The organism is Congregibacter brevis (assembly GCF_045689245.1).
GTDB lineage: Bacteria > Pseudomonadota > Gammaproteobacteria > Pseudomonadales > Halieaceae > Congregibacter > Congregibacter brevis.
Map to the genome: position 1 here is coordinate 2363007 of NZ_CP136865.1, position 22628 is coordinate 2385634.

The 22628-nt window shown below is 55.0% G+C and carries 22 protein-coding genes; 15 read left to right on the forward strand and 7 right to left on the reverse strand.

Going from position 1 to position 22628, the window contains the following annotated elements; all coding sequences use genetic code 11:
• Nucleotides 1–1008: a D-cysteine desulfhydrase gene (locus tag R0137_RS10365; RefSeq protein ID WP_407326352.1), complete on the reverse strand. Its 1008-nt coding sequence runs from the start codon at nt 1006–1008 to the stop codon at nt 1–3.
• Between the two features lie 116 nt (nt 1009–1124).
• Here R0137_RS10365 and R0137_RS10370 point away from each other — a divergent pair, with 116 nt between their 5' ends.
• Together R0137_RS10370 and R0137_RS10375 are read left to right on the forward strand one after the other, a co-directional pair.
• Nucleotides 1125–2030: a VOC family protein gene (locus tag R0137_RS10370; RefSeq protein WP_407326353.1), complete on the forward strand. Its 906-nt coding sequence runs from the start codon at nt 1125–1127 to the stop codon at nt 2028–2030.
• 1 nt (nt 2031) lies between these two features.
• The gene (locus tag R0137_RS10375) at nt 2032–2265 is read left to right on the forward strand and encodes a hypothetical protein (protein ID WP_407326354.1); all 234 of its coding nucleotides are present in this window, start codon (nt 2032–2034) and stop codon (nt 2263–2265) included.
• Here the strand turns inward: R0137_RS10375 and R0137_RS10380 are convergent, their stop codons facing one another.
• On the reverse strand, nt 2266–3411 hold the full coding sequence (locus R0137_RS10380; protein ID WP_407326355.1) for a DUF481 domain-containing protein: 1146 nt from the start codon (nt 3409–3411) through the stop codon (nt 2266–2268).
• An 82-nt stretch (nt 3412–3493) separates the two neighbouring features.
• On the opposite strand from R0137_RS10380, the gene R0137_RS10385 reads away from it, so the two are divergent.
• Genes R0137_RS10385 through R0137_RS10395 form a run of 3 tightly spaced genes read left to right on the forward strand, consistent with a single transcriptional unit; the run spans nt 3494 to nt 6735 of the window.
• Nucleotides 3494–5416, forward strand: coding sequence for a transglycosylase SLT domain-containing protein (locus R0137_RS10385; protein WP_407326356.1), 1923 nt, complete (start codon nt 3494–3496; stop codon nt 5414–5416).
• A complete protein-coding gene (locus tag R0137_RS10390) occupies nt 5409–6122 on the forward strand; it encodes a TIGR04283 family arsenosugar biosynthesis glycosyltransferase (protein WP_407326357.1) in 714 nt (237 codons plus the stop codon). The genes R0137_RS10385 and R0137_RS10390 overlap by 8 nt, the downstream gene beginning before the upstream one ends.
• Nucleotides 6085–6735, forward strand: coding sequence for a TIGR04282 family arsenosugar biosynthesis glycosyltransferase (locus R0137_RS10395; protein WP_407326358.1), 651 nt, complete (start codon nt 6085–6087; stop codon nt 6733–6735). Before R0137_RS10390 ends, R0137_RS10395 begins: the two co-directional genes overlap by 38 nt.
• Nucleotides 6736–6750: 15 nt before the next feature.
• Here the strand turns inward: R0137_RS10395 and R0137_RS10400 are convergent, their stop codons facing one another.
• Nucleotides 6751–7227, reverse strand: coding sequence for a hypothetical protein (locus R0137_RS10400; protein WP_407330005.1), 477 nt, complete (start codon nt 7225–7227; stop codon nt 6751–6753).
• A gap of 293 nt (nt 7228–7520) precedes the next feature.
• Nucleotides 7521–7889, reverse strand: a complete 369-nt coding sequence (locus tag R0137_RS10405; protein WP_407326359.1) for a stress response translation initiation inhibitor YciH — start codon at nt 7887–7889, stop codon at nt 7521–7523.
• Between the two features lie 62 nt (nt 7890–7951).
• On the opposite strand from R0137_RS10405, the gene R0137_RS10410 reads away from it, so the two are divergent.
• From R0137_RS10410 to R0137_RS10430, 5 genes are read left to right on the forward strand one after another with little or no spacing between them, the layout of a single operon-like run.
• On the forward strand, nt 7952–8176 hold the full coding sequence (locus R0137_RS10410; RefSeq protein WP_407326360.1) for a SlyX family protein: 225 nt from the start codon (nt 7952–7954) through the stop codon (nt 8174–8176).
• A 25-nt stretch (nt 8177–8201) separates the two neighbouring features.
• On the forward strand, nt 8202–9458 hold the full coding sequence (locus tag R0137_RS10415; RefSeq protein ID WP_407326361.1) for a valine--pyruvate transaminase: 1257 nt from the start codon (nt 8202–8204) through the stop codon (nt 9456–9458).
• 33 nt (nt 9459–9491) lie between these two features.
• Complete coding sequence (locus R0137_RS10420; RefSeq protein ID WP_407326362.1) at nt 9492–10910, forward strand: amidohydrolase; 1419 nt, start codon at nt 9492–9494, stop codon at nt 10908–10910.
• Nucleotides 10911–10961: 51 nt separating this feature from the next.
• Entirely contained in the window at nt 10962–12197 is a 1236-nt protein-coding gene (locus R0137_RS10425) for an acyl-CoA dehydrogenase family protein (protein ID WP_407326363.1), read from the forward strand.
• A 27-nt stretch (nt 12198–12224) separates the two neighbouring features.
• Nucleotides 12225–13361, forward strand: coding sequence for an acyl-CoA dehydrogenase family protein (locus R0137_RS10430; protein WP_407326364.1), 1137 nt, complete (start codon nt 12225–12227; stop codon nt 13359–13361).
• A 106-nt stretch (nt 13362–13467) separates the two neighbouring features.
• Here the strand turns inward: R0137_RS10430 and R0137_RS10435 are convergent, their stop codons facing one another.
• Together R0137_RS10435 and R0137_RS10440 are read right to left on the reverse strand one after the other, a co-directional pair.
• A complete protein-coding gene (locus R0137_RS10435; protein WP_407326365.1) occupies nt 13468–14880 on the reverse strand; it encodes an SDR family NAD(P)-dependent oxidoreductase in 1413 nt (470 codons plus the stop codon).
• A gap of 93 nt (nt 14881–14973) precedes the next feature.
• Nucleotides 14974–15336, reverse strand: coding sequence for a hypothetical protein (locus tag R0137_RS10440; RefSeq protein ID WP_407326366.1), 363 nt, complete (start codon nt 15334–15336; stop codon nt 14974–14976).
• Between the two features lie 168 nt (nt 15337–15504).
• On the opposite strand from R0137_RS10440, the gene R0137_RS10445 reads away from it, so the two are divergent.
• From R0137_RS10445 to R0137_RS10460, 4 genes are read left to right on the forward strand one after another with little or no spacing between them, the layout of a single operon-like run.
• Nucleotides 15505–16572: an alpha/beta hydrolase gene (locus R0137_RS10445; RefSeq protein ID WP_407326367.1), complete on the forward strand. Its 1068-nt coding sequence runs from the start codon at nt 15505–15507 to the stop codon at nt 16570–16572.
• Nucleotides 16569–17336: a lysophospholipid acyltransferase family protein gene (locus R0137_RS10450; protein WP_407326368.1), complete on the forward strand. Its 768-nt coding sequence runs from the start codon at nt 16569–16571 to the stop codon at nt 17334–17336. Before R0137_RS10445 ends, R0137_RS10450 begins: the two co-directional genes overlap by 4 nt.
• A gap of 4 nt (nt 17337–17340) precedes the next feature.
• On the forward strand, nt 17341–19257 hold the full coding sequence (locus R0137_RS10455; protein WP_407326369.1) for an aminotransferase class I/II-fold pyridoxal phosphate-dependent enzyme: 1917 nt from the start codon (nt 17341–17343) through the stop codon (nt 19255–19257).
• 43 nt (nt 19258–19300) lie between these two features.
• Nucleotides 19301–20023 (forward strand): dienelactone hydrolase family protein, encoded by a 723-nt coding sequence (locus tag R0137_RS10460; protein ID WP_407326370.1) that lies wholly within the window; start codon nt 19301–19303, stop codon nt 20021–20023.
• Between the two features lie 18 nt (nt 20024–20041).
• Here the strand turns inward: R0137_RS10460 and R0137_RS10465 are convergent, their stop codons facing one another.
• A complete protein-coding gene (locus R0137_RS10465; RefSeq protein ID WP_407326371.1) occupies nt 20042–20998 on the reverse strand; it encodes a S1/P1 nuclease in 957 nt (318 codons plus the stop codon).
• Between the two features lie 96 nt (nt 20999–21094).
• On the opposite strand from R0137_RS10465, the gene R0137_RS10470 reads away from it, so the two are divergent.
• A complete protein-coding gene (locus R0137_RS10470) occupies nt 21095–22606 on the forward strand; it encodes an acetyl-CoA acetyltransferase (protein WP_407326372.1) in 1512 nt (503 codons plus the stop codon).
• Nucleotides 22607–22628 lie beyond the last annotated feature (22 nt).

The following is a 22628-nucleotide window of genomic DNA, read 5'->3' on the forward strand; positions in this document are numbered from 1 at the left end:
TTAGGCGGGTTGGTAATTGAAAGCGTCGCGATAGGCGAAGAGGGCCTGGCTGCCGCCTGTATGGATGAAAACGATGTTCTGGTCCTTCTCAAAATGCCCTTGGCGAATGAGATCGATAAGCCCAGCGGCTCCCTTACCTGAGTAAACCGGATCCAAAAGTATGCTTTCTGTTCTTGCGAATATTTCTATGGCTTCGATCGTTCCCGGGGTGGGTATCCCATAGCCTTCGCCAACATAATCGCAGTTTGCTTGAACGTGCTCTCGCTGAACCGCTCCGGTGATGCCCAAAAGCTCCGCGGTACTATTGGCGAGATTAAACACGTTCTCTTCTTGCAGTGGTTTGGGTGCTCGGACACCGATTCCCAACACGGGGACTTGACTATTACTGCCGGCAAAGCCCGCAACCAGGCCCGCCTGTGTACCAGCACTGCCGGTTCCATGGGTTACGAGGTCCATACGTAAACCCGTGGAATCGGCCTGATAAAGCAGCTCCATAGCGCAATGAACGTAGCCCAGCGCGCCAATGGGATTAGAGCCGCCTCCGGGAATGATGTAAGGCTTTTTACCGTCGCTTCTCAGTTTGTCGGCAAGAGTTTCCATCGCCGCGTTCATATCTGTCCCGCCGTCTACACGGCTTATGGATGCTTCGAATAGCTCGTCTAGAAAAACGTTCCCGTTGTAGTTGTAGTCATCAATAGTACTGCCAGTCCGGTTTTCCAGAATAATTTCGCAGTGCATTCCCATCTTGGCCGCGATAGCCGCGGTTTGGCGCGCGTGATTCGACTGTGTCGCACCCTGCGTTATGACCGTATCAGCACCCTGTTGCTCGGCATCGGCCATGAGGAATTCGAGTTTGCGGGTCTTGTTGCCGCCGCCTGCAAGCCCCGTGCAGTCGTCGCGCTTAATCCATATGTTAGGTCCGCCAAGGCTGCGAGACAGATTTTTAAGGGGCTCGAGGGGGGTAGGTAAATGTGCGAAGTGCAGGCGAGGGAAGCGGGCTAGATGCATGGGTGCGCTCTTACTGAAAATACTTGAGGGGCTAAGGGTACATAAAGCGCAAGCCTGCCGCTATTAAGCAGCGGTCCGAGCTATAATGTGACCACTTTTTTTTAGAGAATGTTTTTGTGCATCGACTGTTTATTTTTAGCTTGGGCCTAGTGCTCGCGGCTTGCTCCTCTGTTCAATACAACCTTCCCCCTGTCTCCGCCGATGTTGATGGAGATCGTCGTGCGGGTAAATTCATCTGGCATGACTTAATTTCCGATGATCCTGAGGGCACAGAGACTTTTTACAGCGCGCTGTTTGGGTGGGAATTTCGCTCTTTGGAGTTGCTGGGTGCCAGCTACTGGATCATTAGTCTCGATGGCAAGCCTATCGCGGGCATGGTGGACCAATCCGGCGTAGCGGCTAAACGCGACATCTCCCAGTGGATGTCTGTGATGGCAGTACCAAATGCCGAAGAAGCCGTTTCTGTAGTGAGCAAAGCGGGAGGACGTGTTTTGCGCGAACCCGTGTCCATCGGCGATCGAGGTACGATCGCCGTCTTTGCTGATGCTCAAGGCGCGTACTTTGCAACGTTGACGACAGTAGATGGTGATCCTGTGGACGAATCATCGCTGCCTGCCGAGGGCGCGTTTTTGTGGCACGAGCTCTGGACCAGTGACGTAGACGATGCGACCAGTCTCTACTCCGCGCTGGGTGATCTTGATGCTGAAGCCCTTGAAGGAACATCACCGGATGGCTCTGCGATTGATTTCAGAGTGCTCCGTAGCGAGGAGTTGACTCGCGCGGGCATCAGAAGCCTACCTGAACCTGAGATGCCGTCACTCTGGATGCCTTATCTCAGGGTGAAGAGCTTTGAGCGACTGGAGGTGCTTTTGTCTGAGGTAGACGATCTCGGCGGGGAAGTGCTGGTACCCGCGGTCTCCCGGCCCTCAGGCGGTTACGTGGCAGTCATCGCGGGACCCTCGGGCGCCCCTATTGCGCTGCAAACTTGGGGAGATGAGCAGTCTCTGATTGAGGATTTATAGAATGCAAAAAGTGAAGAACTCCAGTTCATGCAAAAGCCGAGTACTCCGTCGTTTTGGACTCATGGTACTCGCGGCTAGTGTGTTGTCCCTGACGGGCTGCGATGATCCGCAGGTTTATGGAAGTGTAGGCGTGTCCTCCGGGTATGGTGGCTACGGCGGCTACTACGGAGGCTATCGCGGTTGGGGCGCGCCGCGTATGCATACCAGCATTTCCGTGGGTGGACGTATACGCTAGCTAAAAACTCCAGCCCACGCCTGTGGTAACCCCCCAGTCGAATTCGCCTGCCGCGTTTATTTCCACGGTGGAGTTATCGAAGCTGCCCCAGGCGCTGAAGTCCCAAAACAAATCTTCAACCATCTCCCAGCGCACCGTTGCCGCGGTGTCGGCTCGAACGCGACCCTTCTCTGTCACGGACGGGTACACCGATGCATCTAACTTGAGTTTTAGCTCCGGGGTATCGTAACGCCATCGCGAATAACCAAAGGTGAGCACGCCCTCGAGACTCTCCAGACTGTCTCCCCCGATGCTCCTTTCCTCCAGCGCCTGGAGAGACATACTGCCTATAAGCTCGCTGCGCGGGGTCTCGATAAAGTAGCGCCCGACGCCTGCACCGAGAGACAGGCGGTAGTCCAAGCCCAGTTCATCGTTGGTTTCGTAGCCACCAAACACCAGGCGATAGTTAACAGACCTATCTACCCATGCCTTGCGCGACAGACTGACGCGTGAGCTTGAGGTGGAGTCGTCGTCCGTATCGGACACGGTTATCCGACTTGTCAGTGAGTTTAGGGTTTTCTCATCTTCGTAGGAGAAGTCTGCGCGAAACTCAGTTTGGGTGACGCCGCTAGCCTTGGTAAATGCATAGTTCGCTGCAATGTAGATATCAATGCGATCAATTAATGTGTCCTCAACCGGGCGGATTTCCACAATTTCCTGCCAGCCAAAGCTCTTTTTTCCAAACACATCTTCGAGAGTGACCGTGCCCGAAATCGATCCTGGTTTGACGCTCCCGTAAAACCGCTGGCCATTGTCCAGGCGCAACTCATAGTTGTAGTTTGATTCAATACTGGCGATTTCCTTCCATTCGATGTCCAGGGTTCCCATGGCATCGGTTTTGAAGCTGAGACGACCGCCTAACAATGATTTTATTTCACCGGTTACTCGGTCACCGTTGTAGAGAGTGATAGTATCGGTCTTGCGTTGCGCCGCTGCAGATTCACTCAGGCAAACGCTAACCAGGAGGAGCATGATTACCATCGTCACGCGTAGCAGCCGCCAGTTTTTTTCTAACAGCGTGTTTTCCAATTGCGCGTGTTCCAAATGCGAGAGTCGTCCCGCTGATGGGTACGCAATGTGCCGAGGAAGCGTTTCCGGACTATTCAAGGTCGTTCACCGATGTCTGTCTCTTCTGCAGCCAAGTTTACCGCTATCAGCCTCTAAAATTACCTCTCTGGCAGTTTTACCGATGTTATGCCTGGCCGCGTTGATAAGCGTGCTTACGGTACCGCTCGCCCACGCGGTTTTTGACACGACTTCCGATGGTTCGTCTTCTGCTGCGGATCGAGAACGCTTTCTTAAAGCCCAAGAGATGATCGAAGCGGGAAACTGGTCGGCGTTCGATCGTGAGCGCAAGGCGCTTGACGATTATCCCTTGGCTCCCTACCTGGATTACGAACGCTTAATGCGTCGACTCACCGTAACTTCAGGGACCAAGGCTAAACAGTTTGTTGATGCGCAGAGCCAAAGCCCTCTAGGAGTGCGATATCTCGGCAGCTATCTAGGCGCTACCGGGAAGCGCCGTCGCTGGGGCGACTATCTGGATGCGGCCGAAAAGGAGCCGCGCAGTGAGAATCTCCGTTGCTATTACGCTCGCGCCATCCGTGCTCGCGTTGCCGAAGAGAAGGCCTGGGAGCTAGCAAGCAGGCTATGGGTTTCGGCGAGTTCCGTTGATGACGCCTGCGACCCTTTGTTCAAGCTTTGGCTAGAAGCGGATCGCCTGAATGATGATTTGGTGTGGCGTCGCGCGACCCTCGCTTATGCAGCGAGAGAAGGGGGGCTGTTGCGGTATGTGGCTTCTTTGGGCAGCCCCGAAATTCAGCCCGCATTGGCGGCGTTGCGTGGCAGCTATAGTCAGCCGCAACGCAGCGTCGATCTTGCGAAAAGTCTCCCTTCACCCTGGGCTGGCGATGTATTGACGCTGGGGCTCGAGCGGTACTCCCGTTATAAGCCTGCTAGAGCGCTGCGCCAGTTTGAGGCACTGAGTCGCGACGCCTTAAGCGACACCCAGAGAAAACGCGTTACCTCTGCTGTCGCGTTTCGAGGCCTGTTAGAGCGCGATGACGATGTGAAGCCATGGGTCGATGCATCGTTGTCCCAGTGGCGTGATGACAAGCTGACGACGCTCCGTTTGCGTTGGGCAATAGCGGAGCAGGACTGGCAAGCGATAGACAATTTGTTCTTTGCGCTCAGCGCCCAGGCGCAAGAAGAGGGAACCTGGCGTTACTGGTACGCACGCTCCCTCGAGGCCCGGGGAAGCGAGGCCGATGCCCAGCTCCTTTTTGCCACTGTGGCTAAGGAACGAAGCTACTACGGATTTCTCAGTGCCGATAAGCTTGGTCTTCCCTACAGTTACCAGGATTCAGCCAGCGCAAAAGCTCCGATGACTGACGGCGAGTTACCTCCGTGGACCTCGAACGCTCTGTGGCGTGTGCATGAACTTAATGCCCTCGACGAGAACAGACTTGCGGAGGCGGAATGGACTTACGCTTTGCAGTGCCTCGATGATGGGCAGCAACTGGCGTTTGCTCACATCGCCAAGGAACAGGGCTGGCATCGTCTGAGTATCGATGCGGCCAATGCTGGCCGTCATTGGGATGCCTTGGACTTGCGTTTTCCTCTGGCGTTTGTCGACGACTTTTATCAGCGAGCTGCGGCGCAGTCGCTTCCTGTGAGCGAGCTCATGGCGATAGCGCGGCGTGAAAGCGCGTTTTCGCCTACTGCGCGTTCGCCGGTGGGAGCTCGTGGACTGATGCAACTGATGCCGGCAACCGGACGCTCTGTGGCTCGTAAAGTCGGTGTACCCGTGAGCACCAAAGCTCTGGATAACATTGAATACAACATCACCTTGGGCAGCGCGTATTACAGCCAACTTCTCGAGCGCTTTGAGGGTAATCGTGCTGTGGCGCTAGCGGCTTACAACGCAGGCCCCAATCGCGTAAAGAACTGGCTGAGCGATGAGCTGCCGCTGGATGCTTGGATCGAGACCATTCCCTATCGCGAGACTCGGGATTATGTCAAAGCCGTTTTAGCTTACAGCGTCGTATTTGATTACCGTCTCGGTGAGAAAGCGCAGCTGATGGGTAACGCGAACCTACGGTCAATTGACTGACGTCCGTTCAGTGCTGTCTTTTGTGATCCCCGTACTCAATGAAGCCGATCGCTTGCCATCGCTGCTTGGTGAGCTTCGGCAGGGATTCCCCGATGCAGAGTTGATTGTCGTGGATGGAGGGAGTGGTGACGATAGCGTGGCTAAAGCAATGCCAATGGCGAATTCGGTTTTGCTCAGTTCCCCTGGCCGTGCACAGCAGATGAATTTGGGCGCGGCCTGCGCCACTGGAGACTGGTTGGCGTTTCTCCATGCGGACACTCAACCGCTATTTGATCAAAGTGAGTTAGAACCGTTTCTTCACCGTGATATGCACTGGTTTTTTTGCCAGATTTCTCTGAAGGGAAGCTCAGCGGGTTTAGCGATGGTCAGTGCGTCCATGAATAAGCGGTCCACAGCAACGCGCGTTGCTACCGGAGACCAGTTGCTATTCGTAAAGCGAGAGGTATTTGCGAGTCTCAATGGTTTTGCTGCCATACCGCTCATGGAAGATGTCGATATCTGCAAACGCTTACGCAGCCTCAGCAGCGGCGGAGTTATTCCTTTGAAGGTTGCCTCTAGCGGACGGCGTTGGGACGAGCAGGGGCTTTGGCGCACCATTCTGCGTATGTGGGCCTTGCGTCTGGCCTTTTTTCTGGGCGTGTCGCCCCAGCGACTCTGGCAACACTATTATGGACAAGGCGCAGCGCTATCGTCAGGAGCAGAGTGAGATGACGGTGCGCCGCTTATTGCAGCAGTTTGCTCGTTACCCTGAACCTGGGAAGGTTAAGACCCGTCTGCAGACTCAGCTTAGCGCAGAGGAGTCCTGCGCGGTACATGAATCCTTGCTGCTGCGCACCGCAAGGACGCTGGTGCAGGCGGAACTCGGTGATCAGGAGCTGTGGCTTGATCGGGCAGGGGAGCATTCAACGTTGTCTTCGGCCCTCGGTATGGGAATGGCGGGTCCCTACTTACAACGGGGGGGGGATTTAGGCGAGCGGATGTATGCCTCGCTTCATGAGGGCTTGGGGCGCGCAGAAGCGGTAGTGTTGGTGGGCAGTGATTGTCCGGTCTTGTCTCGGGACTATTTGCTAGCGGCCTTTCAGTCTCTAGAACGTGCTGACGTAGTGTTGGGGCCGGCTGAGGACGGTGGCTTTGTTCTTATCGGTTGCACAAGCGTGCATGAGGATATGTTTGCAGGCGTATCGTGGGGCGGCGATGAGGTGCTAGAGACTACCCGGGCAAATTTCGAGCGCTTGGGACTCGCGGATGCTTATCTAGCGACACTCTATGATGTCGATAGTCCCGATGATTTACGGCGCTGGCGCCGCGAGCAAAGCTGACCCGTCAGTAAAAGCTTAGGCGTGCGCGGCAACGGCTGGCTGGGTGGCTACTGGCATACTGGCATCGTGCCAATCGGTTTGCTTGCTGGCGCGCTGAAACAACAGCCAGGCAATCGCCGTGCAGTAGCTCAGGTTGGTTTGCAGCTCGCTATCGGGGTTAGTCAAAAACGCCCTTTGGCTCGCCAGTCCACGAACGCGGCTGGCAATGTCGGGACGAAAAGCGAGATACCGATCCCACAAGTCTCGATGCTGATTCGAGGTGATGTTAAACAGTCCCAGTCCGGGCTCTCTCCTTGAGAATAGACCGACTTCGGTTTTACGAAGTGCTGCTGCAAGCAGCTCACGTTCAGCCTCTGTCGACCACTCGCCCAAGTATTCCAGAGTGGGTTTTATAACCTGCTCGCGCAGGTGTTCAGCAGTAATGTACATATAGCAAGCTCCTCGCAGGAACATGGTGTGGATGCTCTTTGGCAGCTCATCACCGGTTTGCATGCTATTCACGGTTTCTCTTAACGGCGTCTAAACGCGGTTTTCGCTCTGTTAACTGCTGAGCTCTTGGAGTAACCCGTACCTAAGCGACATAAATCCTCGCTCTGGGATCATTTTTAACACAACAATTTCAAATATCCAATATAAATTAGGGGTTTAGCGCGTTTATTTTAACTATTTTTTGTAATACGACGCTAAATAGGGTGAATTTTGGCCTTGATCGGCCGGAATTTAGACAAAAACGGGGGTGAATGCGGATTTTTTGATCAAAAATTGATCAATTTACGCGATATGCGCTATCCACCGGCGATCTTTACCGTTAATCCATCGGCTTCAAGGAGCGATTTGATCAATTCTCGCTGGTCACCCTGGATTTCGATCACACCATCTTTAATGGCGCCGCCTACGCCGCAACGTTGTTTGAGCACCTTCGCGCGCTTCTTTAGAGCTGCCGAATCGTCAGGAAGTCCCGTCACCAGAGTCACTGCTTTACCACCGCGTCCCTTGGTTTCGCGTTTAAGACGAACGATGCCGTCGCCCTGGGAGGCTGCGGCTTTAAGGAGTCGGCAACGACAGTCCGCTTTCACGACACCGCAGTCCGGGCATAAGCGCCCCTTATCCGTGCTGTACACCGGGCGGGATTTGCCGGCTCCGCTTCGACTCATGAACGTTGCTCCTGCGTTGATGGGCAGTGTAGGGTACAGCGCTTTCCCCTTTGGTAAACCCCGTGGATGATGATCAGGCCAGTGCAGAGATAGCCCAGCTCCAAGCGGAGCTGGCGTTTCAAAACGATAGTGTTCAACGGCTTAACGATGCGCTCGCGACGCAACAGCAAGATATTCTGATGTTGCAGCGCCAGGTCGCTTTGCTAGGAGAGCAGTTACGCTCGCTTCGTGAGACCGATAATCACAATGAGGGCGAAGCGGTCCTCGAAAAACCGCCGCACTATTAGTTCTTTCTCCGAGTAAACTGAAGACATGCGACTTTCCAGCTTCGGCGAAAAATTTGCGGGCGATAGCGGTATCAGTGGACTCATGGACGATCTTGGAGCCGCCTTAGCTGATGATCCGACCTTGCTCTTTATGGGCGGAGGAAATCCCGGGCGTATCGAGTCTGTGCAGGCTGCTTTTGCGTCGCGCTTGGTCGATATTGCCGAAGACCGTGGCCAGCGACATCAATTGCTTGGGCTCTATCAGGAGCCCCAGGGTGACAGGGTGTTCCGTGATGAGCTTGCGCGTTTCCTCGGCCGCGAATATGGCTGGTCTATCGGAGCCGAAAACATTGCTTTAGCCAATGGCAGTCAGTCTGCATTTTTTGTGCTGTACAACCTCTTTGCCGGTCCTGCCTCTGATGGCAGCGAGCGGCAAATACATCTTCCTATGTGTCCAGAGTACGTTGGCTATCGCGATATCGGGCTCAGTCATCACTTTTTTACCGCGACACGACCCCGCATCGAACGCTTTGACGACGGACAGTTCAAATACCATGTGGATGCCGAGGCTTTAAGCCTATCGGAGTCTACGGCGGCCTTATGCGTATCCCGGCCCAGTAATCCCACGGGAAATGTTATCTCCGACGCAGAAGTAGCGGCGCTCGATCAATTGGCCAAGGCCCGCGATATTCCCCTGATCCTTGATGGTGCTTATGGTCAGCCTTTTCCCGGGCTGATTAAAGAGGCGGCTACGGCGTTTTGGAATGACAACAGCATACTGATGCTCAGCTTATCCAAACTCGGGCTGCCGGGAGTGCGCAGTGGTCTTGTTATTGCTCGTCCTGAAATAGCCCAAGCCTTTTCAAGAGCCAACACCGTAGTGAGTCTGGCCTGCGGTACTCTTGGTCCTCAGCTGCTGCGCGGCATGCTCGACGATGGTTCTTTGATGCAGCTGTGCCGAAAGGACATACAACCCTATTATAGTGAGCGACGTGACTTGGCTATCCGCGCCATCGAAGCAGGCCGGGGTGATCTCCCGGTTTGGATCCACAAGCCTGAGGGCGCGTTCTTTTTATGGCTTTGGTGCGAGGGATTACCCATAGATAGCTTCACACTCTATGAGCGACTCAAAAAACGAGGCGTCATTGTCTTGCCGGGCAATGATTTTTTTATCGCTACAGGGGACGATTGGCCGCACAGTCGTGAATGCTTGCGAATTTCTTATGCAGGGGATCAGCAAACGATTGACGCGGGCATTGCCCTCATTATGAGTGAGCTTCAGCAAACCTATAATTCTTTATGAACTGAACAGAATAAATCCAGACGGAGAGTATCAATGCGAAAACTAGCCCTTGCCGCACTGCTTGGCACCGCGAGCTGTGTTACGGCTGCTCAGGAAACTGCGCACCTTGAATGGCTTAATGATAACTACGAGCAAACTGCCCGCACGGCCAGATCCATCTGGGAGTTTGCGGAGGTTGGATATCAGGAAACGCGCAGCAGTGCGCTCTTGCAGGAGCAATTGGCGGCGGAAGGTTTTTCGGTAGAAAGTGGTGTTGCGGACATACCTACGGCTTTTGTCGCGAGCTATGGCAAAGGTGGCCCGGTGCTGGCGATTCTTGGCGAGTTCGATGCTCTGCCGGGAATTACTCAGGATTCAGTGCCCTCGCGCAGCCTTCTCGAAGAAAAGACGGCCGGACACGCATGTGGACACAACCTCTTTGGCGCGGGTTCCGCTGCGGCGGCGATCGCGGTGAAGGAGTGGCTGGATAGCACGGGCACGCCTGGAACGATTCGTTTTTACGGCACACCTGCAGAAGAGGGCGGCAGCGGGAAAGTCTATATGGTTCGCGCAGGGCTGTTTGATGATGTGGATTTTGCACTGCATTGGCATCCCTCCGATCGGAACTCTGCGGCGGCTCAAACGACGCTTGCGAATCGATCTGCAAAATTCCGCTTCCGCGGAGTTTCAGCTCACGCGGCAGGGGCGCCGGAGCGCGGTCGGTCAGCACTGGATGGCGTAGAAGCCATGAACTACATGGTGAACATGATGCGTGAACACGTGCCTCAGCAAACGCGTATCCACTATGTAATCACCTCGGGAGGCAACGCACCCAATGTCGTGCCTGACTACGCTGAGGTGTTCTATTACCTGCGTCATCCTCATGCCAAGACTGTTCGCTCGCTTTGGGAGCGTCTCGAGGCAACGGCCAGAGGTGCAGCGGAAGGCACCGGCACGGAGCTCGAAGTCGAGATCATTCATGGCAATCATCCCGTGTTGGTCAACGAAACACTGCACAAAATGATGGATGCCACCATGCGTGAGATAGGCGGCATTGATTACAACGCAGAAGAATTACGCTTCGCAAAAGAGGTTTACAAGAGTTTTGACGATCCTGCCCGGGAGCTCGGCTCTGAGAAGTTGATTCAGCCTTATGGCTTGTCTCTTGGATATGGATCGACCGATGTCGGTGACGTCTCCATTGCCGTGCCAACGGTTGGCCTGAGTACCGCCACCTATGTCCCCGGCACCGCCGGCCATAGTTGGCAGGCAGTAGCTGCAGCGGGTTCTTCTGTGGGATTTAAGGGTGCTGATCTCGCCGCCCGAGCTCTGAGTAGTGCCGCGGTGAAGCTGTATACCGACAAAGCGCTTCGCGAGGCTGCGATCGCTGAATTCCAAGAGCGCCGCGGTGATGACTTCGAATACGAGGCGCTTCTCGGAGATCGAGCACCAGCATTGAATTACCGAAACTAAAAACAGACCTATCACGAGTTCTGTTAGACGAGTTTGAATAAGGAAAAAACTATGTCAGATAGTGAACGCAAAGACACTGATGAGCAGGCGGAGTTTCGCCGCTACTGCAGATCATGGATAGCGGAAAATCACCCGGGCGATCCCTCAGTGCGACTACCCCTGTCCCCTCTGGAAATAATGACAACCGAACAAATGGACTACCTCCAGCGTTGGCAGAAAGCCGCCTACGATGCGGGCCTTGTGGGCTGCGATTATCCCGTTGAAGTTGGCGGAGCCGGGCGTACTGATTGTCAGCGAGTAGCCAATGAAGAGTTAGTGGCGGCAAAGACGCCGTTTTATCCCAATGTCATTGGATTGGGTATGGCTGCGCCGACGGTGTTTTATCACGCCAACGAAGCACTTAAACAGCAGCTGTTGCCTCGTTTGTTTTCCGGAGAGGATATCTGGTGTCAGGGCTTTAGTGAGCCTGGTGCCGGTTCTGACCTTGCCAACGTTCAGACCTTTGCCGAGCGTAAGGGCGACAAATGGGTGATCAATGGGCACAAGGTGTGGACGAGCTTGGCGCACTTCGCTGAGTGGATGATCATTCTGCTGCGAACGGATAAAGGCCACAAGTATGAAGGTCTGTCCTATTTTGTAGTGCCCATCGCCTCAGCCCTTGGCAAGGGCGTTACGGTGCGGCCGCTGATCAAGATGACCGGAGAGACGGGCTTCAACGAAGTGCTGTTTGATAATCTGGAAGTCGATGACAGCTTCCGTCTCGACGAGCTGGGCAAAGGCTGGCAAGTTGCGATGACGACTCTGCTTCATGAACGCGGTGCTGGCGAGTTGGTGACGCCCCGAGCGGGCGGATTGAAAAGTGCTAGCTCGCTGTCTATCAGTTCAAGAAGTGTCATGGATCTTGCCAGTAAAACAACCAGAGGTGCGCAGCAAGCTTCCAATGACCCTTTGTTGAGAGATCGCATGGTCAGGCAGTTGATACGCGAGGAAGCGTTAAAGGAACATCAGCGCCGTGCTCGAGTTCCGGCACTTATCGATCACCCCATGCGTTTGCCGTTACAGAACAAGCTTCTTGCATCGGAAATTGCTCAAGATACGGCGGCGCTGGCCCTGGAAGTGGAGGGCCCGGCTGCAAGCCTGTATCTGGCTGACGAGAATGCGCCAGCAAGAGGCCAATGGCCCTTGGCGTACATGAACTCCTACGGTATGACCATTGCTGCGGGAACCAGTGAAATTCAGCGAAACATTCTGGGAGAGCGAGTTCTGGGACTCGCCAAGTCTAAGTAGACAGCCTGGTTATCTAAGGAGATTTTTGTGGCTCAACCTAAGAATTATGGATTCGAAGAAGAAGCGGGGATGCTCAAAGATGGCGCTCGGCGCTTTTTTTCGGAGAAACTTCCCGTTGATCAATTGCACGCTTTGGTAGCAGATGCCTATGTGCCCGAGCGTGCACCGGAAGTGAAGTGGCGCAAGGAGCTTTGGGACGAGATGGTAGCGCTGGGATGGACATCCCTCGCTGTGCCCGAAAGTGCCGGGGGCGTTGGCATGCCCTGGGTTGCTGTGGCAGGGCTTTTAGAGGAAAACGGTCTAGCTGCTTTTCCATCACCCTTGATGGCGACTTTGCAAACTACGGCTGTGCTGACCCAATGCGGTCCGGCAGGAGAGCCGGCGCTGGCTGAAATTGCTGAGGGGTCCGCCGCTACGATAGCGGTCATGGATGAGGCCGGGAACGCGACGCCGGGTGCGGTTCAGCTTGTCGATGGCAAGCTGAATGGGACGGCATGTTTCGTTCAGGATGCATGTAAGTGCGATCACCTTCTGGTCGTCGCTCTGGAAGCGGAAAAACCGGCTTTCTTTTGGGTCAAGCTTGACGCCGAAGGTGTGAGCGTGAAGTCCGATGCGATTATCGATCTGACTCGGGATCAGGCGCGAGTGAGCTTCGATGCTGTCTCCGCGCAGCGAATCGATACAGATGCAGCCGGCGCATGGGAAGCCGCGCTCCCGATTATTTGGATGCTGATCAGCGCTGACATGGTGGGAGCCTCGGAGTGGTTGCTTCAGACGACGGTCGATTATGCGCAACAGCGCAAGCAGTTTGATCGATCTTTGGGGTTCTTTCAGGCTGTGAAGCATGATCTTGTCAATGTCATGATCGCAATCGATGAGAGTAAGTCACTGCTTTATAACGCTGCCTGCGCCATTGATCACGAGCCTGAGCGTGCGCGGGAGTTGGCGCATATGGCCAAATCCTCTGCGAGCGATACGGCGGCTTTCGCATCAGGGAGAACGGTGCAGATGCACGGTGGTATTGGCTTTACCTGGGAGTGTTACGTGCACCTGTATTTTAAACGCCAGAAACACAGCCAGCTGCTGTGGGGCGATGCGTCCTGGCATCGAGCGGCCCTTGCCGCCTTGCTCATTGATCGCCCGACAATAGAGTCGGCCGCTTAGATGAACTGGAAAACCGCTGGGCTTATCGCGGTTGCTTTACTTGTAGGCTACGGGACTCTCGCGCTGATCGCCTTTGGGTGACAGCGTTGGGAGTCCGGTCTGCGGATTAGGCCGCGATGCTGGTTTCCAGCTCGAAGCCTTCCAAAAACGCCATAAGCTTCTCTCGTTCGGGGTCGTCCTCTCTCGTTTTTGACAGCAAGTGTGTCGTGCGCGGTTCGCGATCAAGGAATAGCTTGCCGCTAACGGCGGACGCCTCGGACGCAGCCGCTAACCAGACAATGGTGTCTGCGCCTTCTTCGGGGGTGCGTAAAATCAAGCGGGTGAGCGTGTGGAAAGCGGGTAGCGCTGATTCGACTCCGGGAGTATCTGCCCAACCTGGATGCATAGCATTCACTACGATGCCGTCTTTCTCCCAGCTCTTTGCCCACTCTTCCGTGACTACGGTGAGACCGCGCTTGCATCGTGCGTAGGCGGTTGCCCCAGCATAGTTTTCTGGTATCGCCTCGAGGCGATCAACGCGAAGCTTTTGGGAATACATGCCCCCGGACACCACATTGACGACGCGTGACTGTCCAGCGGCTTTTAACAAGGGATGTAGGGCGCGGGTGAGACGCCATGGGCTCAGAAGCAGCAGAGCGAAGCTTTGCTCCAGTCCCTCAGATGTCGTACCCCAGTCATTGAAAAGGGCGCCGGCGTTGTTCACCAATACGTCAATGGGTTGGCCGGCCTTTAAAAGACGATCGGCAAGCGCGTCGACCTCAGCCATGATCGACAAATCCGCGAGCTCTGCACGTATGGCGCTGTTGCCCGTTTCTACTTTAAGTTCACTGACCACAGCTTCGGCGCGCTTTGGATTGCGCATTACGAGGATCAGTTCAGCGCCTCGTTCCGCAAGCTCGCGCGCGGTAGCCAAACCCAGGCCAGAGCTGGCTCCGGTCACGACCATGGTCTGACCCTTGAGGGATGCGCTCATCGGGCTCCAACGCTTTTGCCCGCGGCGGTAACCCCATTTACTAAACATCGCCAGTCCCGGCCAAAGCAGGCGGTCGGCGCGAGCGCTCCCAGAGGAGATTTTCGGAGGAGCGTTACTATCGTCAAGCGCCCGTTTTAGACCTCGCAGCGCGCTCTTGCCCATACGCAGCATGCCTGTCTTGAGAGCGCCCTCGAGAGCAGCAAAGGGCATCTTGTAGCTAAAGTCCGCATGATAATCCACACGCGTCTCGCCATTCTCTTCCGTGAAATAGATTGTATCTACAGCGGAAAAGAGCCAGCTCTCCACTTGAAGGGTCACCATGTTGGGTGCTTCAAACTCGGTGATAGTGTAAAGAAGTTCAATGGAGCCTAGGGGTAGTTTGCAGCGCACAACAAATTGCGAACCCATGCCCACCGGACCGTCGCTGATTTTGCGGGCTTTAAACGCCGTAGCGTCCCACTCGGGGGTAGTGCGGAAGTCCGCCGTGTATTCAAAGCATTCCTCAACAGGGCGTGCAACGCGGATACTTTCTTTGAGACTAATCATGGTGCCTGTCAACTCTGGGGTTTGTTGCAATGCTTACGCACTCTGACCCGCCTTAGTTCACCCAATATGCCTGCGCAACGAGACTTTCCCCTGCTATTCATCTACCCAGATGTGGCGCAGTGGTTCGCCAAAATCATCGTAGATTAGCTGCTTTCTAGAACGCTTTCGTCCTGACTTGCTGGCTGGCTTACGGGAGGTCTTTAGTGACTCTCGCCGCGCTTCAATAGTTGCTACTACTTCGGGTACCGGGGTGCGCTCGCTGGGTGGTTCTGTAAACAAAGGACGAGACGGAGGTGGCCGCGTGCCGGGTTCCCAGGCAGTTGCCCCTCTAGGAACGTTATCGACTTCTCCGCCCACCTGCAGGAATTTTTTTGTGGCCTGCTCAAGCTCACGACGAATAGCCGCTTTGGACTTTACGCCAAGTTTCGGTTTGCTGTGTTTATCCTTATCTGTCATTTGCGCCTATTGACGAACATCGGTCCTGTCAGATCACGGAGTTCACGGCAATCACCGCCCAGAGGCAAGAGATTCACTGTGATTCTTATTATAGCGCCGGATTTGGTGGTTCATGACTACCGGTATCTGGGATAATCGTCGCATAAACACGTTTTCGGAGTTTGATTAATGTTTTGGCTTGCTATCACCATTGTGGCCTTCGTCATGTTTTCCTATCTGGTTCTGCGTGGGGAGAACCTATCCTATCTGGACCAGCCTGTGCCGCAGCATAGTTATCGCGCGCCCAGCGACGCTATGCGGTCGGTACTCGCTTCCCTGAGCGAGTTCGGAGAAGGCTCTCATGGACGCGGCCGACAGCGTATTCATGCGATTCGCGGCTTTATGGACAAAATGGGCGCTGAGGGCACCTACGAAAGCGAGTTTCTGTCCTTATCGACTCCGGATCTGAGGGGCGAATGGGTGCTTGGCCCAAATCACGACAGCGGGCGCCGTATTCTTTATCTTCACGGGGGAGCGTTTATCGCAGGCAGCCCTCTCAGTCACCGCGCTATTACAGACCGACTGGCCCGTCTTACCGGCGCTTCAGTATTTGCGCTTGATTACCGATTGATGCCTGAGCACAAGCGTATCGAGGGTATTGAGGACTGCAGACGAGCGTACCGCTGGATTCTGGAGAACGGTCCCGACGGCCGTTCAGCGGCAGAGACCCTGGTGGTGGCGGGGGATTCCGCTGGCGGAAACCTAACGCTGTCATTGCTCGCTTGGGTCAGGGACCAAGGCTTGCGTCAGGCCGACGCCGGCATCGCTTTGTCTCCGGCGACCGATGCGGTACTGGACGCTCCCAGTTTGCGGGACAACATCGCCACAGATCCGATGCTCGGCCCTGCCTTTGGTGCTTTGGCAAAAGTACCCAACATCTTCGTCCTTTGGTACACATGGGCTACTTCTCGAATGCTGCCGACAGATCCCCGGATTTCTCCGCTACGAGGCTCGCTCGCTGACTTGCCCCCCGTACTTGTGCAGGCTAGTGATACCGAGATGCTGCTGGATGACGCGCGACGTTACGTCGCCAAAGCGCAGGCGGCCGAGTCTCCGGTCGTGTTACAGACGTGGCCCGATATGGTTCATGTTTGGCAAATGTTTACCCCTGAGTTAGAGGAGGCTGAAGAGGCCTTTGCGAATATTGCGGAGTTTCTGGATAGCGTCGTGCCCACAAGTGTCGAGCAGGCCGCATGAACGCGATACGTTCGTCTCTAGTGTTTGCCTGGATGGTCGTAAGCATTATTCCTTGCGGATTAGGCTTGGTATTTTGCTCTCTTTTCCTGTCCTCGGGGTCGCTTTGGCGATGGTTCGCAAGGCCCTGGCTTCGTGGTGTGGTCGTGGCGGCTCGCTGGGTAGGGCGAGTGGACTATGAGCTACACGGTGCCGAAAACCTACCAGGTCCCGATGATATGCGCCGCGTCATATTGGTCTCTAAGCATCAATCTACCTGGGAAACGTTCTTTTTCCCCAGCATGATGCCCCACAACCTTGCTTACGTATTTAAAAAAGAGCTCTTGCGGATTCCTATCTTCGGGTGGTGTATGGCGCGTTTGGAAATGGTTCCCATTGATCGGAGTAAGCGCTCCGAGGCCTGGAATAAAGTTGCACAGTTTGGGGTGGAGCTTATGGATCGCGGTAGATGGATCATTATGTTCCCCGAAGGCACGCGAAGTGAGCGCGGAGGTCAGGGCAAGTATAAAAGCGGTGCCAGTCGCTTGGGAGTGGCGACCGAGGCGCTGTTGATTCCCATCGCCGTGAGTTCCGGGCAGTGCTGGCCGCGTAAGTCTTTTTCTTTTATCCCGGGGAAAATTGATGTGTCTGTGGGCACACCCATTCCCGCGGCAGGTGGTGATCCTGAGGTTTTGATGAATCAGGTGGAGACGTGGATTGAGGCGGAGATGCGACGTATCGATCCTACGGCGTACTCTGACGCCGCCGACACCACCGAGGCGGTCTGAGCGAGTGGCTGAGCATAAGCTGCCTGCGTGTCACGCACTCATTGTCAGTGGCGATCAGGAGTGGCGAGATCTGCTGTGCAACCGCCTGTGCGAGTTGGAATCAGTTGATACCGAGGAACCTCGTCGCTTCACTCTGCACATCTCTGGCTTAGCTGATCCGTCCGAGGTGTTTGAAAGAGCGGTCACCGACGGTGCTTTACAGTGCGTTGTTCTCGATGGAGCCAGCCTGCTGGATGTTGCCGGCGTCGTCGCTCAGCTGCGACAAGCACGCAGTGAGCTTGATGTCTTTGTCGCGGTATCTCACGGGCAAAGGCCAGCCGATGACGGCAGTGAGTTGGTCGATCGAGATGATACCCGCGCTGAGATTTTGCTCCGGCGTCTACGTCGCGCGATAGCGAAGCGAGCCAGCACGCCATTTGCGGACACCTTGAGGGAGTATGTAGAGGGTGCCCGAGATGCCTGGCATACGCCGGGCCATTCCAGCGGTGATGGCCTGCGCGAGAGTCCTTGGGTCGCTGATTTCTACAGGATGATGGGCGAGCACGTTTTTAATGCGGATCTTTCGGTGTCCGTTCAGGAGCTGGATTCTCTTCTTGAGCCATCTCACGTGATCCATGCTGCACAGGATCTTGCAGCAGATGCCTTTGGTGCGAAACATACCTTTTTTGTTACTAACGGCACATCCATGGCGAATAAGGTGATCGTCCAGCACGTGTTGGGTAGTGGTGGAAAAATGCTGGTCGATCAGGCCTGCCACAAATCTGTTCACCATGCCGCGATCATGTCCGGTGTCGATCCCGTTTATCTCCCGGCGAGTGTCAACGAAGTTTTCGGACTCTATGGTCCTGTTAGTAAAGCCAATATCTATGCGGCGATTGAGAGGCACCCCGATGCCCGATTGTTGGTACTAACGTCTTGTAGCTACGACGGCTTTTACTATGATCTCGCGCCGATTATCAGCCGAGCCCACTCAGCAGGTATGAAGGTTCTCGTGGACGAAGCCTGGTATGCCCACGGATACTTTCATCCGAGGTTGCGGCCCTGTGCACTGGAATCTGGTGCTGACTACGTCACCCAAAGTACCCATAAGATGCTCTCGGCGTTTTCTCAGGCCAGCATGATTCATGTTGGGGATCCTGAATTCAACGAAAGCCGCTTTCGAGAGCACTTGAATATGCATACCTCGACAAGCCCTCAATATGGCCTCATAGCTAGTTTGGACGTCGCGCGCAAGCAGATGAGTATGGAAGGTTTCTCTCGCTTGGATCGGTGTATCGGCTACGCGTCGGAACTCTGTGAGGGAATTGCTGATAGCGATCGGTTCAGGGTCTTGGGTCTCGCAGACATGCTGCCCCGCGAGTTAGCTGATGACTCTGTTCGCCTTGACCCCACCAAGCTCACCATTGATGTGAGTCGTTCCGGGTGCAGCGCGCGAGACTTGCAGAGGGCGCTCTACGAGAAACATTCGATTCAGGTTGAGAAGATTACGCATAACACGCTTTCAGTACTGGTTACCCTTGGAACCACGCAAAGTAAGGTATTGCGCTTAATCAACGCACTTCGAAGCCTCGCGCGGGAAATGCCCGACAACGCGATAAGCTCCGCGCCACCCAGTGTCTTACCCGCCATAGGCACCATGCATATCAGTCCGCGAGAGGCTTACTTTGGAGGCAGCGAAGACTTGCCGCTTAGCGATGATAGTCATGGCATCAATAGGGCACTTATTGGTCGAGTGAGCGCTGATCAGCTTGTGCCGTATCCGCCGGGAATTCCGGTTCTGGTTCCAGGGCAGGGTATCAGTGAGGACGTATTGGATTACTTACTGGACCTTTATCATGGTGATAGCGGCATCGAGTTACACGGCCTGATGAAACACGATGGTCGTCCGATGCTTCGTGTTACCGCCGTTGACTCGCTCTAAGGCCCACAAACAGAGCTTATTCACTTTTAGGAGATGAACGCGCATGGCAATCCAGGAAAGCTATATCGATTACGTTATCGGCGGCAGCACGCATCAGGCGTTTCTTGCCTGGGACGACCAAGACAGCGAGGCGCGGCCCGGTGTCATGGTGGGGCACGCCTGGGGCGGTAGGAGTGGTTTCGAGGAAGACAAAGCGCGGTGGCTTGCGAGTCAGGGTTATGTGGGCGTAGCCATTGATATGTACGGGAAGGGAATCCTCGGTTCATCGCCGGAAGAGAACGCGGCATTGATGACGCCTTTGGTGGAGAATCGCGCAGAGCTGCAGGCCCGCATGCAGGCATCTTTTGCTATGATGCAGGGGCTCGAGCTGGTTGATGCATCGCGCTGCGCGTCTATGGGTTACTGCTTTGGCGGCCTCTGCGCTTTAGATCTCGCAAGAATTGGAACGGACGTTGCGGGTGTGATCTCGATTCATGGCCTGTTCATGCCCGCGGGAAACACTGATGGAGTGAAGATCACAGCTAAGGTTTTATGCTTGCATGGGTACGACGATCCCATGGCTGATCCCGAGAGTATGGTTGGTTTGGCGACAGAGCTCAGTGAAGCCGAGGCCGATTGGCAGGTCCATGCCTACGGTAGGACCCTCCATGCGTTTACGAACCCGCAAGCAAACAACCCTGAAATGGGTACGGTATACAGCGCTGTTGCCGACGCTCGATCGAGCACGGCAATCACTAATTTTCTAGGCGAGCTTTTTTGCGTTTAATCCGCCCTTAAGCGCTAACTAACCAAAAGCCTCATCGAGAAAGCGGCGCCACCAGCTTTTTTGCGCTGGTTGAACAGGGTTCAGTGGAGAGAGCGGCGTGGAATTCTCGGGCTCCGTAGGCTCTGAAGCCGGTAGTCCATGAGTGCGCCCGTCAAAGATATTGTTAAGCCATGCCGCCGTGCGGATGCCTGCGAGGGCCAGTCTTTCTTCGGCCCTTGGGAGTTCCCGCGCGATGTATGCAGCGTCGATGATCGCCGGGGGCGGGTATAGCGATTCACGCAACGCTGCACTCTCAGCAATCCACACCAAGGGGGCGGCGTCTATCTCGTTGACGGGCCGTAGCAATCCACTGCCTCGAAAATAATTTTTCCATTCCTCTCGATCGCGTTGCCTTGCTTCAAAAATCTGTCTGTCCCAAACCCGGTGGAGGTTGGATCTGTCTCCATTTATAAGTACGGAGATTTGGTTGCCTCCCCGATCACGGCCATTACCTACGTGAAAGGGTTGCTGTAGATCCTGAACGATGTGAATCGCGAAACGGAGCGCCAACTGTCTTCTTTCCAAAGAGAGTTCAGGGTTTCGTAAGTCACTGCCGAATTTTCTGAGCGCGGTGAAGGCATCTCCCTGTGGCGGTGCGCCCACATCCTCGTAGCGCTTACCTTGAGGTACCGTTGCGTAGTGATAAGGGCCAGCTTCTGTCTGCCAGAACTCCGAAGGATGACTGCGCATGCGGTCTGCCCAGGTTGCGGCGGAGGCCAGAGACTCGTCGCCCAGAAGCGCCTTGATCTGGCTTTCAGCGTTTTCGCTGAGGTAGGAGGCCGCGAGGGATCCAGCAATTTCATGACCCATAGCGCCCCAAGCCGACGTGACCGGACTAAACAAACAACAGCTGAGAGCGGCGCCCACGGCAAAAATGTTTTGGCTGACCTTAAGGAAAAGCATGTTCATCGAATTGTAAAAAAGGCTGTGTGACATGGACGAATTCTACGGTTGTCCCTGTATTTACTTCCACACTGTGTTTCGAGCTTTGCTGTGTTATAAAACCGCGCTCAGAAAATTGGAAACAGTGCTATGAATGACGATTTGCAACCTATCATCATCGGAGTTGGTCAGGAGGTTTGGCGCGAGCAAGACTCAAAGCGCACCCCCGTTGATGCTCTGCAAGCGGTGGCAGCTAAAGCTGTTTCCGACACGGGCTCTGAACAGGTTTTGGGTGCCATAGACACTATTGTGCACGTCCCGTTCCTCATGAATCAGGTACCGGGCTTCGTTGATGCTATGCCCACAAACCCCGGTGCAGCCCTTGCCGAGCGGCTTGGTATCAACGCTAGGCAGTACACGTCGGACGTAGGTGGCAACTTGCCTCAACAACTCGTTAACGAGTTTGCGGCAAGGCTAACGCGCAAAGAGGGTAGCGTAGTGCTTCTATGCGGTGTAGAGCTTTTGGCGACATTCCTTGGCGCCGTGCGAGCCGGACAGCCTTTCCCTGATTGGGCCACGGGGCAGGAGGATACGGCGATTCAAGTGGGAGAAACCCCAGTCATGACCGCCGCTACCGAGCAGGCTCACGGACTCTATGAACCGATTAATGCCTATCCTCTGTTTGAGTCAGCTCAGGCACATGCCAAAGGACTGAGTGCCGAAGAGCATCAACAGCTGTTGGGGAGTTTGCTCTCAGCTATGAGTCAGGTTGCAGCGCAGAATCCCTATGCCTGGAAGAGCAAACCTCTGACAGCAGCAGAAGTTCTGTCCACGGCGGGCGGTAATCGGATGATCAGCTATCCCTATACCAAAGTCATGAACGCCGTGCTCGCCGTTGATCAAGCAGCTGCGGTTGTTCTAACAACCGTCGGTAAGGCGAAAGAGCTTGGTATTGATCCGGATCGCTGGGTTTATCTAAGGGGAGCCGCAGGCGCTCATGACAGCTGGTTTTTAAGTCAGCGGCCAAGTTTGAGTGAGTCCCCGGCGCTAGTAGCCGCATGCAATGCAGCGATGGAGCAAAGTGGCTTGCGTGTTGAAGAGCTCACGCATCTCGAACTGTATAGCTGCTTTCCCTCAGCGGTGCAGGCGGGATGTGATGCTCTGGGCCTAGGTGTTGATGATCCTCGAGGCGTGACTCTTACGGGAGGCTTGAGTCTGTTCGGCGGGCCAGGGAATAACTACAGTCTCCATGGTATTGCGGAGATGGTAGACAGGCTGCGGGTAACGCCAGAGGGCGCGGGCCTCGTTTGGGCGAACGGCGGGTACTTGACCAAACACGCTGTCGGTGTCTACGCCCGAGAACCAGGAATCAGCCCCTGGAAGCCTGGTAATGATGGGGAGCTTCAGGAAGCCGTGGATGCTTTGCCTTTGGTCGAACTTGCTGACGTGGGTGAGGGCAGCTTTGTCATCGAAGCGCACACCGTGAGCTACGCGAAAGATAACCCTCAGCGCGCGATCGCTCTAGGTAAGTTGGAGGATGGACGGCGCTGTGCTGCAGTCAGCGAAGATAAAGAGCTGCTTAGGACCTTAACGACGGAAAATTGCGTTGGACACAAGGGCACGGTCGCGCACAGCGCAGGGGTTAATACCTTCGCTTTGTAGCCTTTTGAGCATGCTCTTCGCA